Here is a 13548-nt window from a genome sequence, read left to right as displayed (position 1 = left end):
TCTGGAGTCCTCCTTACTTGCGCTTCACAACATTGCGCAGGCGCGCGGCGAACTTGCCACTGCCCGCGAAATACGCCTGAATTCGCTCCACCGTTCCCGTGGAGCCCGGCAATGGCTGCATCGGGGTGAACTGCGGCAGCGTATGATCCGCATCGGCCTCGGCCGGATACACTCGCACGCGCACGTCGTACCACGCAGCCTGCCCCGTGACCGGGTCCGAGTTCGACACGCGCCGCACGCCATCGCCAGCCGGCAGTTCTTCCGTGATCAGGTGATTCAGCAGGAAGCCACGTTGTGATTCGTTGGCATCGGGGCCCAGGTTCCATGCACCCGCTGCCTTGCCGATGGCGTTCCATGTCCACACGGTGCCGGGCTCGACTGCCTCGCTGTAACGCGCCATGCAGCGAACCTTGCCCCATTGCGATTCGACGTAGATCCAGCCGCCGTCCTCGATGCCGTTTTCCTGCGCCATGCGCGGATTCATGTAGAGATAGTTCTCGCCGTGAATCTGGCGCAGCCACGCATTTTGCGAATCCCACGAGTGATACATGGCCATGGGGCGCTGCGTGACGGCGGCCAGCGGGAAGCGTTCGAGATCGGTCGTGGCGAGTTCCAGCGGCGCATACCAGAAAGGCAGCGGATCGAAGTAACGCTCGACGCGTGCGCGAAGGTGCTCGGGCGGCTGGCGCCCGGCCGCTTTGCCCTGCGCGGCAAGCCGGAATTTTTGCATGACGTCCGAGTAGAGCTGGATGACGATTGGTTCCGCGTACTTACGAAAGCCTTTCTCTACCGCGAACTGCAGGTAAGGCCCATTAACGCCGCGCATGTACTGCAGTTCTTCAGGCAACGTGTAATGGAAGACGCAGTTGTTCTTTGCGTATTCCTCCCACTGGCGGGGATTCGGCTCGCCCACGAGTGCCTTGTCGCCATCCTTGCCGCGCCACCCGATCAGGAAGCCAACGCCCGATTCCGGCGCAGTCGTGAAGTTGACGACGAAGTCCGGATAGTCCTTGAACTTGCGCGTGCCTTGCGCGGTCGTGAAGGCCGGCAACTTCAGGCGGCTCGCCAGTTCGACCAGCACCTCCTGAAACGGCCGGCATTCGCCGGTTGGCGGGAGCACGGGCACGCGCACGGAGTCCACCGGTCCGTCGAATTCCGAAATCGGCCGGTCGAGCATCGACATCGCGTCGTGCCGCTCGAGGTAGGTCGTATCGGGCAGGATCAGATCGGCGAATGCCGTCATCTCCGACTGGAACGCGTCGCACACAACGAGGAACGGGATCTTGTACTCGCCATCGGGCCCGCGATCGGTCAGCATCTTGCGGACCTCGCTCGTGTTCATCGACGAGTTCCAGGCCATGTTGGCCATGAAGATCAACAAGGTATCGATCGGATACGGGTCGCCGCGCCAGGCATTCGTGATGACGTTGTGCATCAGGCCATGCACGGCGAGCGGGTATTCCCACGAGAAAGCCTTGTCGATGCGCACCGGCTCGCCCGCCTCGTCGATGAAGAGGTCGCCGGGCGCCGCAGGCCAGCCGAGCGGGCCTGCCGGAAGCGGCGTATTGGGCTTCACGTCGTTCGGACTGCTTGGCGGTTTCGCCGAAGGCGGCACCGCGCGCGGATAGGGCGACTTGTGCCGGAAGCCTCCTGGCCGGTCGATGGTGCCGAGCAGCGACATCAGAACCGCAAGCGCGCGAATCGACTGAAAGCCGTTCGAATGCGCGGCGAGTCCGCGCATGGCGTGAAAGGCAATGGGATTGCCCGTTACGCTCTCGTGCTTCACGCCCCAGGCATCCGTCCACTCGATCGGCAGCGTGATCTTGTGGTCGCGCGCGGTTTGCGCCATTTCGCGCGCGAGGCGGCGAATCGTTTCCGCCGCGATGCCGGTGATCTCCTGCGCCCACTCCGGCGTGGTTTCGGCCATGCGTTCGCGCAACAGCGCAAAGGAAGGCGCGACGGGCGTGCCGTCGTCGAGCACGTAGCGGCCGTCGAGCGCCGGCTCTACGCCCGGCGCATGGTGCTGCACCGCCTTGCCGGCCTTCGCGTCCCACCAGAGGTGATTCTGCGGGAACAGCGGATTGCCCTCGGGCAGCGCGGGATCCTTCACGAACAGGCCGAACGTGTCGCTCTCCGCTCGCATGTCGAGCAGCTCGCCGGCGTTGGTGTAGCGCTTGACGAACTCGTGATCGTACGCGTCGGCTTTGATCAGTTCGTGGATCAGCGCCATGAAGAGCGCGCCATCCGTGCCGGGACGAATGGGGATCCACTCGTCGGCAATGGCCGCGTAGCCGGTGCGGATCGGGTTGATCGCGATGAATCGGCCACCCGCTCGCTTGAACTTCGAAATGGCAATCTTCAGCGGATTCGAATGATGGTCCTCAGCCGTGCCGATCATGATGAACAGCTTCGCGCGGTCGAGGTCCGGGCCGCCGAACTCCCAGAACGAGCCGCCGATCGTGTAGATCATGCCCGCCGCCATGTTCGCGGAACAGAAACCGCCGTGCGCGGCGTAGTTGGGGGTGCCGAACTGCTTCGCGAACAGGCCGGTCAGCGCCTGCATTTGGTCGCGGCCCGTGAAGAGCGCGAACTTTTTGGGGTCGGTTGCCCGCAGATGCGCGAGGCGCTTCTCGATGGTCTCGAGCGCCACCTCCCACGAAACCGGCTCGAACTGCGCGGCGCCCCGCTCCGCGTCGCGCTTGCGCATGAGCGGCTGGGTGAGACGCGCCGGCGAATACTGCTTCATGATCCCCGACGCCCCCTTCGCGCAGATCACCCCCTGGTTCAGCGGGTGCTCGGGATTGCCGTCGATATAGCGGACTTCCCCATCGCGCATATGAACGCGGATACCGCAGCGGCACGCGCACATGTAGCAGGTCGTGGTCTTGATATCCAGCTTTTCGTTTTGTGTTCGGGCGCCGTGGTCCACGAGAGGCCTCCATTCCGTCTGGCACATGGCCGGGCGTGGCCAGCGCATGCTATCTATGCGCAGCCATGGTAGGCCCATGTGATTGGCTACTCAACTTTGCATTTCGGATATCAGCCATCGCGGTTTCCGATAGTTGGCGCGTTGGCGCGGATTTACCACGCGGCGCAGGTTCGGGCGGCTGCGACGGGCAGGGCCGCCGTCCAACCGTGAACTCAACCTGTCACGAAACTGAATGAAGCTTCATTTTTCTGGCCGCTTTGTACACGTTCGCGTCATCGCCCTTGCCTACATGCTCGGTTCCGTCACACCGCATGAATTGTTTCGCATCGGAATCCTTATCAAGGTGCTCTCTCGCATACGAGGCTATCGATTCTTCTCTACGGAACCGAAATAAAGAAATCGTAGTTGAACATCCTCGCGCTCGCAGCCACGGCAGCCTCGGCGAGCGCTCATGCGCAAAGCAGCGTCACGCTGTACGGCACGATCGACGCCGGTCTCGACTACGCCAGCAACCAGAAATCCCGATCAAGCTGAAACGGTAGCTTCTTCCGCCACTTGCACGGCCACCGCAGCCCCCGCGAGCCGCCGATAGCGCGCCAGCGCCCACAGCGGAAAATACGCCGTATACCCGTGGTACTTGAGGTAGTAGATGCGCGGGAACCCCGGCGCGTTATGCGAGCGATGCCACCAGAAGCCGTCGTCCTGCTGTACGGATAGCAGATACGCCACGCCACGCCGCACGGACTCCGACTCCCAGTCGCCGAACGCCATCTGCGCGAGCAGCGCCCAGGCCGTGAAGTTCGACGCGCTCTCGCCGCCGTTGGTGCCGCCAAGGCGCGCGTCGATATAGCTGTCGTTGGTCTCGCCCCAGCCGCCGTCCGCATGCTGGCGCGCACGCAGCCACGCAAGCGCACGCGCGATATACGGCTGCCTCGGGTCCTCGCCCGCGAGCGCGAGGCCCGCCAGCACGCTCCACGTGCCGTAAATGTAGTTGGTGCCCCAGCGGCCCCACCAACTGCCGTCGGGCTGCTGCGTCGCCTTCACGTACTCGATCGCGCGCGCGAGCGCCGCCTTGTCCTCGGCGCGGCCCGTCACGCCGAAGCACAGCAGCACGCGGCCCGATACGTCTTCGGTCGGCGGGTCGAGCAAGGCGCCGTGATCCGCGAAGGGAACGGCGTTCAGATAGAGGCGGTCGCAGTCGGCGTCGAAGGCCGCGAAGCCGCCGTTGCGCGATTGCAGGCCACGCATCCAGTCGAGCGCGCGCGTGACCCGCACGGCGTACGGATCGACGCCCGTCTCGCGCGCCTGCGCACGTCCGCGCCGGTGCAGCATGGCCGCGACCACGGCGGTGTCGTCGATGTCGGGATAGTACGGGTTCTCGTATTGAAAGGCCCAGCCGCCAACCGGCGTGTCGGGCTGCGCGTTCTCGATCCAGTCGCCGCGCACGTCCTCCACCTGGCGCTCGGCTAGCCAGTCGTACGCGCGCGCGATGCGCTGCCCCAGTTCACAGTCGGAAAGGGAGGCCGAAGCCGGATCGGCCGGCACGACTGCGCGCGCCTGTTCGAGCGCCATCGTGCTCCAGGCCGTGTCCCAGACCGGCGACAAACAGGGCTGGCAATAGACGCTGCCGTCCGGCCGCTCGACGAGCAGCTTTTCCAGCGCGTTCTCGCAATCGCGGCGCAGCGGATGATCCTCAGGATACCCAAGCACCTGCATCATCTGGTAGCTGTAGACGATGGGCGGAAAGATGCCGCCCATGCCGTCCTCACCGTTCATGCGCTCGGCGCACCAGGCCTCGGCGTGCGCGATCGCACGCTGGCGCAGCGCGCGAGGCAACAGCGGCTCGATGTGCCGCACGACGCGGTCCGCCGCGAGAAAGAGCCTGCGGATGCCCTTGCCGCGCGGAAAGTATTCGCGTTCCTGCCCAGCCGGCGTGACGAACAGCTCGGCAATCGAAACGCCATGCGGATTGGCCGCGCGCGCCTTCAGCGAGCAGAGTGCGAGCAGCGGCACCATGGTCGTGCGCGCCCAGTAGGCGACCTTGTACATCGAGATCGGCACCCATTTGGGAAACAGCACGAATTCGATCGGCATGAACGGCGTGGCGCGCCACGGCACCTGGCCAAACGTGGCGAGCAGAATGCGCGTGAACACGTTCGATTTCGCCGCGCCACCAAGCTTCAGAATGGTCTCCCGCGCGCGCACCATGTGCGGCGCGTCGGCGGCGTCCCCCGCCGCCTTCAACGCGAAGTACGCCTTCACGCTGCATGAGACATCGGGCGCGCCATCCACGTATAGATCCCATGCGCCATGCGTCTGCAAACGCTGGATCGCGCGCAGATAGCGCGCCATCTTCTCTTGGCGCACCGCGTCGATCTTGCCCATGAAATGCATCATGAGGATGTATTCGGCGGTGATCGTGGCGTCCGATTCGAGTTCGAAGCACCAGCTTCCATCGGCGTCCTGTCGCCGCGCGAGCGCTTCGCGGCCGCGCACGATGGACGCATCGAGAGATGCCATGGCGGCCACGGAAGCGGAAAAAGGCAGGTTGGAATTTTGCATCGGCGGATCATACCATCCGTACGGAATGTTTAGCCGCGAAGCTCGCGATGGTATGATCGGCGCCATGAAAGACTCCTCCGTCAAGGCGCCGGCGCGCGCGACCAGGCGCGGCACGAAGGCAGCAGACGCCGTGCCTCCCGCCGCCGTCGCCCCGCGCGGCGACACCGCGCCGACCACGGGAACGCGCCGCAAGAAAGCCCCGGTCCAGGTGCGCGCGCAGTTGCTGCAGGCCGCCTCCGATATCGCCACCGATCAAGGCGTGCCCGCCGTGACGCTCGACGCGGTGGCCGAGCGCGCGGGCGTGACCAAGGGTGCGCTGCAATATCACTTCGCCAACAAGCAGGGCTTGCTGGATGCGCTGTTCGAGCAGACGCTGGAGCGCTTCGAGCAGCAGATGCACGCGCGTATCGAGAAGGGCGTGGCCGAAGGCGCGCCGCAGCACGGCGCCGCGGCGCGCGCGTATCTGCACACCACGATCGACGAAGCGAGCCCGGCGGCCAGCACCAACGTGTTGCGCGTGCTGGTGGCCGCGATGATGACCGACCCCGCGATTCGCGAACGCTACGCCGCGCCCATGCGCAAGTGGACGCGCCCCGACCCGCTGCCGCTCGAAGCCGCCGCCCGCCTGATGATCTGCCGCCTCGCCGCGGACGGCCTGTGGATCTCCGACCTGCTCGGCTACCAGAACATGCCGCCGCGCCTGCGCGACGAAGTCGTGCGCCAACTGGAACAACTGGCGCTCGCGAAGCGCTGACAATACCGGGCGCCAGGGTACACCTTGGGCGCGGCGCAGCCGGGCGCCGCGCACTATGCCGAAATCGTCATCGCGCGCGGGCCGTTCGAGCAAGACGGCCAAAATGGGGCGACCTACGATTACCGGCATGAAAACCCTCACCGTTATCGATTCCCACACGGGCGGCGAGCCCACCCGCCTCGTGATCTCGGGCGGCCCCGACCTTGGCCACGGCCCGCTCGCCGAACGCCTCGAAGTCTTTCGCCGCGACTTCGACCACGTGCGCGCGGGTGTCGTCAACGAGCCGCGCGGCTCGGACGTCATGGTCGGCGCGCTGCTTTGCGAGCCCCACGACCCGTCCTGCTCCGCCGGCGTGATCTTCTTTAACAACGTCGGCTTTCTCGGCATGTGCGGGCACGGCACCATCGGCCTGATCGCGTCGCTCGCGTATCTCGGCCGCATTGCGCCCGGTGTGCATCGCATCGAGACGCCCGTGGGCGTCGTCGAAGCCGAACTGCACGACGACAACAGTGTCACTGTGCGCAACGTGCCCGCGTATCGCTACCGGCAAGCGGTGCCGCTCGCCGTGCCCGGCTACGGCCGCGTGCACGGCGACATTGCCTGGGGCGGCAACTGGTTCTTCCTCGTCGCCGACCACGACCTGGCGCTCGAAGCCGCCAACGTCGAAGCGCTCACCGAAGCCACGTGGGCCATGCGCCGGGCGCTCGAAGCGAACGGCATCACCGGTGCGAATGGCGCGCTGATCGACCATATCGAACTCTTCGCGCATTCGGATCGCGAAGACGTGGACAGCCGTAACTTCGTGCTGTGTCCCGGCAAGGCCTACGACCGCTCGCCGTGCGGCACCGGAACGAGCGCGAAAGTCGCCTGCCTCGCCGCAGACGGCCTGCTCGCGCCCGGCGCGCTGTGGCGGCAGGAAAGCGTTATCGGCAGCGTGTTCGAAGCGAGCTACGAAACCGGAGCGGACCTCCCGCCGGGCCAGGTGCGCCCGAGCATTCGCGGCAGCGCGCATATTAGCTCGGAGTCAAAACTAATTTTCTCCGATGACGATCCGTTCGCATGGGGCATTCGCGCGTGATGGATCGTTCGGGCGGTCATCCCGATGTCGTCGTGATCGGCGCGGGCATTGTGGGCGCCGCGTGCGCGCATGAACTCGCCGCGAACGGCCTCGACGTGCTCGTCATCGAGCGCGCGGGCGGCGGCGGCGGCGTGACGGCCGCGGGCATGGGCCATCTCGTCGTGATGGACGACACGCCCGCCGAATTCGCATTGAGCGCCTGGTCGCGCACGCTGTGGCACGAGCTTGCGCCGCGCCTCGACGCGCGCCACGCATTCGTGCGCTGCGGCACGTTGTGGGTCGCCGCCGACGACGAGGAATACGCGCTCGCGCAGGCGCGCCAGCAGTCGCTGCAACGCCATGGCGTGGCTTGCTCGATGCTCGACGCTCGCGAACTGCGCGAAGCGGAACCGGGCTTGCGCGAGGGTCTGGTGGGCGGCATGATCGTCGACGACGACGCCGTGGTCTATGCGCCCGCCGTTTCGGCATGGTTGCTCGAGCAACCAGTTAGCGGGCACATTACCTGCCGCACGCAAACGCAAGCCACGCGCATCGACCGCGAAGGCGTGCACCTCGCCAGCGGCGAAGTGATCGCAGCGGGCGCGGTGCTAGTCGCAAGCGGACTGCAAGCGCTCGACCTGATACCGGGCTTGCCGCTGCAAGCAAAGAAGGGGCATTTGCTCATCACCGACCGCTACCCCGGCACGATCCGCCATCAGATTCTCGAACTCGGCTATATCAAGAGCGCACACAACGCTAGCGGAACCTCGGTCGCGTTCAACGTGCAGCCGCGTCCCACCGGGCAACTGCTGATCGGCTCGTCGCGCCAGTTCGACAGCACCGACCCGGCCGTCGAACCGGCGATTCTCGCTCGCATGCTGCAACGAGCGGCCGACTATCTGCCGCAACTTCCGTCGCTGAACGCGATTCGCGCGTGGACCGGCTTTCGCCCGGCAACGAGCGACGGCATGCCGCTGATCGGCCCGGCCACTCCGTTCATTGACGACGAGAGCCATCCGTCGACGTGGCTCGCCACGGGGCACGAAGGACTCGGCGTCACCACGGCGCTGGGCACCGCGAAGCTGATTGCCGCGCAATTGCTGGGCCACGCCGCCAGTATCGATGCCACGCCATATCTCCCCGTCCGCTTTGCCGCGCAGGGGGCCCTCCATGTCTGAATCCATTACGCTGACGGTCGACGGGCGCAACGTGAACGTCGCGCAAGGCAGCTCGGTGGCGGCGGCCATTGCCATCGCGGCCATTACGCAACATGCGGCGCTCGTTACGCGGCGCTCCGTGGACGGCGCGCTTCGCGGGCCGTTGTGCGGCATGGGCATCTGCCAGGAATGCCGCGTCACCATTGACGGCGTGCCGCATCGGCTCGCTTGCCAGACTGTCTGCGCAGCAGGCATGAATGTCGTCACCGGGAATGCCGCGCCATGAATTTCGATATCCTTATCATTGGCGCAGGTCCAGCCGGCTTGAACGCGGCGCGCACGGCGGCACAGGCCGGTGCGCGCGTAGGCGTGGTCGACGACAATGCGCTGCCCGGCGGCCAGATCTGGCGCCAGGGCCCCGAGCATCGCTCCACAGGGCCCGCACGCGCTTTACTCGATGCCAACTCGGCGCGCGCCAACGTCACGCTGCTGAGTGGAACGCGCATCGTACAAGCCCTGCCGCAGCGGCAACTGCTCGCCGAACGCGCCGACGGCGCGCTCAAGCTCGGTTACGGCAAACTCATCATCGCCACGGGCGCACGTGAGCGCTTCCTGCCCTACCCCGGCTGGACCTTGCCGGGCGTCACGGGCGCAGGCGGCTTGCAAGCGCTCATCAAGGGTGGCATGCCAGTGTGCGGCGAGCGCATCGTGATAGCCGGCAGTGGGCCGCTGCTATGGGCCGCTGCCGTGACGGCGCGCGAGCACGGCGCGACGATCGCCGCCCTCGTCGAGCAGGCGCCGCCGCGCGCCGTGGGCCAATTTGCCGCTGGCCTCGTGCACACGCCGGCGAAACTCGCGCAGGCACTGCGCATGCGCTTCGATCTGCGCGCGACGCGGTACTGGTGCGATGCGCACGTTGCCGAAGCGATCGGCACGTCGCGCGTGACGCAGGTACGCGTGCGCCGCGGCAATGACGACGCGCTCCTCGCCTGCGACCGGCTCGCGTGTGCCTATGGCCTCGTGCCGAATACCGGCCTTGGCGCGGCACTCGGTTGCAGACTGGAGACGCAAGCGGGTTCGCCCGCGATAGCCGTGAACGAATGGCAGCAGACCTCGGTCGACGATATCCATGCCGCCGGGGAATGCACAGGCGTGGGCGGCATGGAACTCGCGGCTGTGGAGGGGCGCATTGCGGCGCATGCTGCACTTGGCGACACATCCGGCACGCGGCAACTGTTCGGCGAGCGCGAGCGCTACCGGCGCTTCGCCGCCCGCCTGCACGAAGCGTTCGAACTGGCGCCCGCTCTGCGCACGCTCGCGCAACCCGACACCGTGTTCTGCCGTTGCGAAGACGTCGCGTATCGCGACGTCGCGCGTCATGCTTCGTGGCGTGACGCCAAACTGCAAACGCGTTGCGGCATGGGCCCTTGCCAGGGCAAGATCTGCGGCGAGGCGGCCGCGTTCTGCTTCGGCTGGCCGCAAAACGGCCAGCGTCCGCCGTTCTCCCCGGCACGCATCGACACCTTGCTGCAGGCACAGACCCAGCCATAAGCGCCGGACACCGTATTGATGCGGATGCGCGAGCACACGCGAGACGGCACAATGAGTGTTTCCCGTCGACCCTCCCTTGTGCTTCACGATGCCCGAACTGGTCCTGCCCTCCGCCCTCGAAAACGCCACGTTTGCGCAGATGGTCGCGCATTTCGCCATGCTCGAACCGCTGTTCGACGCCATGCCGGACGTCGTGTTCTTCGTGAAGGATCATGAAGCGCGCTACGTGATCGCGAACACCACGCTGGCCGCGCGCTGCGGTTTCAAGGACAAGCGCGCGCTGCTCGGCAAGACGGCGGAGCAGGTCTTTCCCTCGCGCTTCGGGCATAGCTACACCGAGCAGGACCTGGCCGTCGTGAAGCTCGACAGCAGTCTCGTCGATCAGCTCGAACTGCATCTGTATCCCGGCCGGCAGCCGGGCTGGTGCCTCACTTCGAAGGTGCCGCTGCACGACGCGCGGGCTCGCGTGCTTGGCGTGGCGGGCATCTCGCGCGATCTGCAGGCTGCCGAAGGCACGCACCCCGCCTACAAGCGGCTCGCCATCGCCGCGAAGTACATCCAGGACAACTATGCACAACCGCTCAAGCTCGCGCACCTCGCGACGCTCATCGACATGTCGGTTGCGCAGATCGAGCGCTACTTCCACAAGATCTTCCATCTCACGCCGCGCCAGATGCTGCTGAAGACGCGTCTCGACGCGGCTTCGGTGCTGCTGGCGAGCGACCAGAGCATTACCGATATCGCCACGCAATGCGGCTATAACGATCACAGCGCGTTCACGCGGCAATTCAAGGCCACCGTGGGCATCACGCCTAGTCAGTATCGCGCGTTGCTGCAGACGCCCGAAAACGCGCCCCCGCCGGCCATCTGAGCGGCGCAGCCATGCGCCCAGGGTTCTCCCTGACTCACCCTCGAATAGCCAGACTATGCAGATTTCGTCTCTTTGAGGTGCGAAAGGCCCCAAGCGCCAAGCGTTTTGGACAGCGATACTCAACTCACATTCAACAGGTACCGGCGCAGCCGATACGCATTCAAGGAGTGAGTCACAGTGAGCGCTATCCAGTGGAGCGGGGTGTTTCCCGCCGTCAGCACCCAGTTCAAGGCGGACTTCTCGGTCGACGTCGACGCCACGCACCGGGTGGTGAGCAACCTCGTCAAGGACGGCGTGTCGGGCCTCGTGGTGTGCGGCACCGTCGGCGAGAACACGTCGCTCGCGACGAAGGAAAAGCTTGCCGTGATCGAAGCCGCGCGCGACGCGGCCGGTGGCAAGGTGCCCGTGATCGCGGGCATTGCCGAATTCACCACCGAGTTCGCGCGCCAGACCGTGCGCGAAGCCGCGCGCGTGGGCGTGGACGGCGTGATGGTCATGCCGGCGCTCGTGTATTCCGCCAAGCCGCACGAAACGGCCGCGCATTTTCGCGCGGTCGCTTCCAGCACCGACCTGCCGGTGATGGTCTACAACAACCCGCCGATCTACAAGAATGACGTGACGCCCGACATTCTGATCGCCCTTCAGGACTGCGAAAATATTGTCTGCTTCAAGGATTCGTCGGGCGACACGCGCCGCTTCATCGACTTGCGCAACGCGGTGGGCGACCGGTTCGTGCTGTTCGCGGGCCTCGACGACGTAGTGGTCGAAAGCGTGGCCGTGGGCGCGCAAGGCTGGGTTTCGGGCATGTCGAACGTGTTCCCGAAGGAAGGCGAAACGCTCTTCCGCCTCGCCAAGCAAAAGCGCTTCGACGAAGCGCTCGCGCTCTATCGCTGGTTCATGCCGCTGCTGCATCTCGACGCGCGCCCCGACCTCGTGCAATGCATCAAGCTGTGCGAGGAACTCGTGGGCCGCGGCAGCGCGCTCACGCGGCCGCCGCGCCTTGCGCTCGAAGGCGAGGCGCTCGCGCACGTGAAGGCGGTCGTCGCAAAGGCGCTCGCGACTCGCCCCGCCCTGCCGGACGTCGGCCTCTAAACGCCGGGCGAATCCGGATCGAAGAAACCGGGCCGATCTGGCCCGGTTCGTTTTTTCAGGCACTCCCACATGTCCACTCCTGCGATGACCGAAGCGCCCACGCATGTCGCCCTCACGCTAGACGAAGTTTTCGCCCTCTCGCGCACGGTGCTGCTGCGGCATGGCATGTCCGAGGCGCATGCCGACGCGATCGCCCGCGTCATCACTCAGGGCCAGCGCGACGAGTGCCACTCGCATGGCGTCTATCGCCTGCTCGTCTGCGCGCGTTCGCTCAAGAGCGGCAAGGTCGACCCGCGCGCCGAGCCCACGCTGCGCGATATCGCGCCCGGCATGCTAGCCGTTGATGCGCACTTCGGCTTCTCGCTGCTCGCCTTCGAAACCGGCCTCCCCGTGCTCGCGCAGAAAGCGCGCAGCCAGGGCATCGCGGCGATGGCCATCAACCGCTGCTTCCACTTTTCCGCGTTGTGGCCCGAAGTCGAGGCCATCGCGGAGCAAGGTCTCGTGGGCCTCGCGATGAATCCGAGCCATAGCTGGGTGGCACCGGCAGGCGGCACGCGCGGGGTGTTCGGCACGAATCCGCTCGCCTTCGCGTGGCCGCGCGAAGGCGGCCTACCGTTCGTGTTCGACTTCGCGACGAGCGCGATCGCACGCGGCGACATCGAACTGCATGCGCGCGAGGACAAACCCATTCCGCCGCACTGGGCGCTCGATAGCGAGGGCCAGCCGACCACCGACGCCCGCGCCGCCCTGGAAGGTGCGATGCAGACGTTCGGCGGCCACAAGGGCTCGGCGCTCGCGGCCATGATCGAACTGCTCGCGGGCGCGCTGATCGGCGACCTCACGAGCATGGAATCGCAAGCCTTCGACGAAGGTGCAGGCGCGAGCCCCTGCCATGGCGAACTGATCATCGCCATCGATCCGCGGCGTTTCGGCGGCGACGGCCACGCGGCTGGTCAGGCGCGCGCGGAGCGGCTCTTCGCCGCCATCACGGCGCAGGGCGCGCGCCTGCCTTCGCAACGCCGCTTCGAAGCGCGCGAGCGTAGCGAACGCGATGGCGTGAAAGTACCACGCAAGCTATATGACGACGTGTTGAAACGGCGTTGTTGCACTAATCGTAGAGCTTCGCGGCGGATTGACGTTTACGCGCAACGCTCGGGTTGACCAGGATGTTAACTTCGCTTCGAACTGCGTAGATTCCTGCTTTTTTCGCCGGGAAGATGCGCAAGGACGAACGCAGGGCAAGCGGACCCAAAGGGGTGTACCGCGTCAGGAACTGGCGGGATTACAACGCGGGCTTGATCGCAAGAGGCGATGTAACCATGTGGATTGATGAAGGCGTACTGACGCAGGTGTCCGAGGCTGGCCCGACCAGGCGCGGCCGACCGCGTGTCTACAGCGATGCAGCGATCCAGATGCTGCTTGGGCTCAAACAGGTTTTTCGTCTGCCTCTGCGCGCCGTGCAGGGCTTCGCGCACAGCCTGCGCAAACTCGCCTATCCGGGCTTGCCAGTGCCGAACTACACGACCTTGAGCCGTCGAGCGCAGACCCTGAAGGTTGTGCTGCCTATGCAGCCCG

General features: G+C 65.9%; 11 protein-coding genes and 1 pseudogene. 10 read left to right on the top strand and 2 right to left on the bottom strand.

Annotation, left to right across the window (positions count from 1 at the left end; all coding sequences use genetic code 11):
• Positions 1-13 precede the first annotated feature (13 nt).
• The gene (locus VMJ11_RS26035) at positions 14-2869 is read right to left on the bottom strand and encodes a molybdopterin oxidoreductase family protein (protein WP_414694472.1); all 2856 of its coding nucleotides are present in this window, start codon (positions 2867-2869) and stop codon (positions 14-16) included.
• 465 nt (positions 2870-3334) lie between these two features.
• Between VMJ11_RS26035 and VMJ11_RS26030 the strand changes: the two are divergent.
• A pseudogene (locus VMJ11_RS26030) lies at positions 3335-3451 on the top strand (porin); the annotation flags it as partial.
• Positions 3452-3454: 3 nt separating this feature from the next.
• Here VMJ11_RS26030 and shc read toward each other — a convergent pair.
• Entirely contained in the window at positions 3455-5491 is a 2037-nt protein-coding gene (gene shc, locus VMJ11_RS26025) for a squalene--hopene cyclase (protein WP_325623140.1), read from the bottom strand.
• A gap of 64 nt (positions 5492-5555) precedes the next feature.
• On the opposite strand from shc, the gene VMJ11_RS26020 reads away from it, so the two are divergent.
• From VMJ11_RS26020 to VMJ11_RS25980, 9 genes are all read left to right on the top strand, one after another.
• Positions 5556-6245: a TetR/AcrR family transcriptional regulator gene (locus VMJ11_RS26020; RefSeq protein ID WP_325623139.1), complete on the top strand. Its 690-nt coding sequence runs from the start codon at positions 5556-5558 to the stop codon at positions 6243-6245.
• Between the two features lie 118 nt (positions 6246-6363).
• Positions 6364-7323, top strand: a complete 960-nt coding sequence (locus VMJ11_RS26015; RefSeq protein WP_325623170.1) for a 4-hydroxyproline epimerase — start codon at positions 6364-6366, stop codon at positions 7321-7323.
• Positions 7305-8480, top strand: a complete 1176-nt coding sequence (locus VMJ11_RS26010; protein WP_325623137.1) for an FAD-dependent oxidoreductase — start codon at positions 7305-7307, stop codon at positions 8478-8480. The genes VMJ11_RS26015 and VMJ11_RS26010 overlap by 19 nt, the downstream gene beginning before the upstream one ends.
• On the top strand, positions 8473-8745 hold the full coding sequence (locus VMJ11_RS26005; RefSeq protein WP_325623135.1) for a 2Fe-2S iron-sulfur cluster-binding protein: 273 nt from the start codon (positions 8473-8475) through the stop codon (positions 8743-8745). Before VMJ11_RS26010 ends, VMJ11_RS26005 begins: the two co-directional genes overlap by 8 nt.
• Positions 8742-10010: an FAD-dependent oxidoreductase gene (locus VMJ11_RS26000; protein WP_325623133.1), complete on the top strand. Its 1269-nt coding sequence runs from the start codon at positions 8742-8744 to the stop codon at positions 10008-10010. Before VMJ11_RS26005 ends, VMJ11_RS26000 begins: the two co-directional genes overlap by 4 nt.
• Before the next feature lie 88 nt (positions 10011-10098).
• On the top strand, positions 10099-10881 hold the full coding sequence (locus tag VMJ11_RS25995; RefSeq protein WP_325623131.1) for an AraC family transcriptional regulator: 783 nt from the start codon (positions 10099-10101) through the stop codon (positions 10879-10881).
• Positions 10882-11058: 177 nt separating this feature from the next.
• Positions 11059-11973, top strand: coding sequence for a dihydrodipicolinate synthase family protein (locus VMJ11_RS25990; RefSeq protein WP_325623129.1), 915 nt, complete (start codon positions 11059-11061; stop codon positions 11971-11973).
• A gap of 84 nt (positions 11974-12057) precedes the next feature.
• Positions 12058-13134 (top strand): Ldh family oxidoreductase, encoded by a 1077-nt coding sequence (locus VMJ11_RS25985; protein WP_325623169.1) that lies wholly within the window; start codon positions 12058-12060, stop codon positions 13132-13134.
• A gap of 56 nt (positions 13135-13190) precedes the next feature.
• Positions 13191-13548 (top strand): transposase (locus VMJ11_RS25980; RefSeq protein WP_325623127.1); only part of this gene is annotated, 358 nt, incomplete at its 3' end.

Source organism: Paraburkholderia sp., assembly GCF_035501035.1.
Taxonomy (GTDB): Bacteria; Pseudomonadota; Gammaproteobacteria; order Burkholderiales; family Burkholderiaceae; genus Paraburkholderia.
Note: the sequence above shows the minus strand (reverse complement) of the source record. Positions and strands in the feature narration are given on the sequence as shown.

What these genes read in the sequence shown, in the direction of transcription:
- VMJ11_RS26035 (WP_414694472.1), bottom strand. Translation starts at nt 2,869, where the DNA reads ATGTGCGCGTGCCGCTGCGGTATCCGCGTTCATATGCGCGATGGGGAA.
- shc (WP_325623140.1), bottom strand. Translation starts at nt 5,491, where the DNA reads ATGCAAAATTCCAACCTGCCTTTTTCCGCTTCCGTGGCCGCCATGGCA.
- VMJ11_RS26020 (WP_325623139.1), top strand. Translation starts at nt 5,556, where the DNA reads ATGAAAGACTCCTCCGTCAAGGCGCCGGCGCGCGCGACCAGGCGCGGC.
- VMJ11_RS26010 (WP_325623137.1), top strand. Translation starts at nt 7,305, where the DNA reads ATGGGGCATTCGCGCGTGATGGATCGTTCGGGCGGTCATCCCGATGTC.
- VMJ11_RS26005 (WP_325623135.1), top strand. Translation starts at nt 8,473, where the DNA reads ATGTCTGAATCCATTACGCTGACGGTCGACGGGCGCAACGTGAACGTC.
- VMJ11_RS26000 (WP_325623133.1), top strand. Translation starts at nt 8,742, where the DNA reads ATGAATTTCGATATCCTTATCATTGGCGCAGGTCCAGCCGGCTTGAAC.
- VMJ11_RS25995 (WP_325623131.1), top strand. Translation starts at nt 10,099, where the DNA reads ATGCCCGAACTGGTCCTGCCCTCCGCCCTCGAAAACGCCACGTTTGCG.
- VMJ11_RS25985 (WP_325623169.1), top strand. Translation starts at nt 12,058, where the DNA reads ATGACCGAAGCGCCCACGCATGTCGCCCTCACGCTAGACGAAGTTTTC.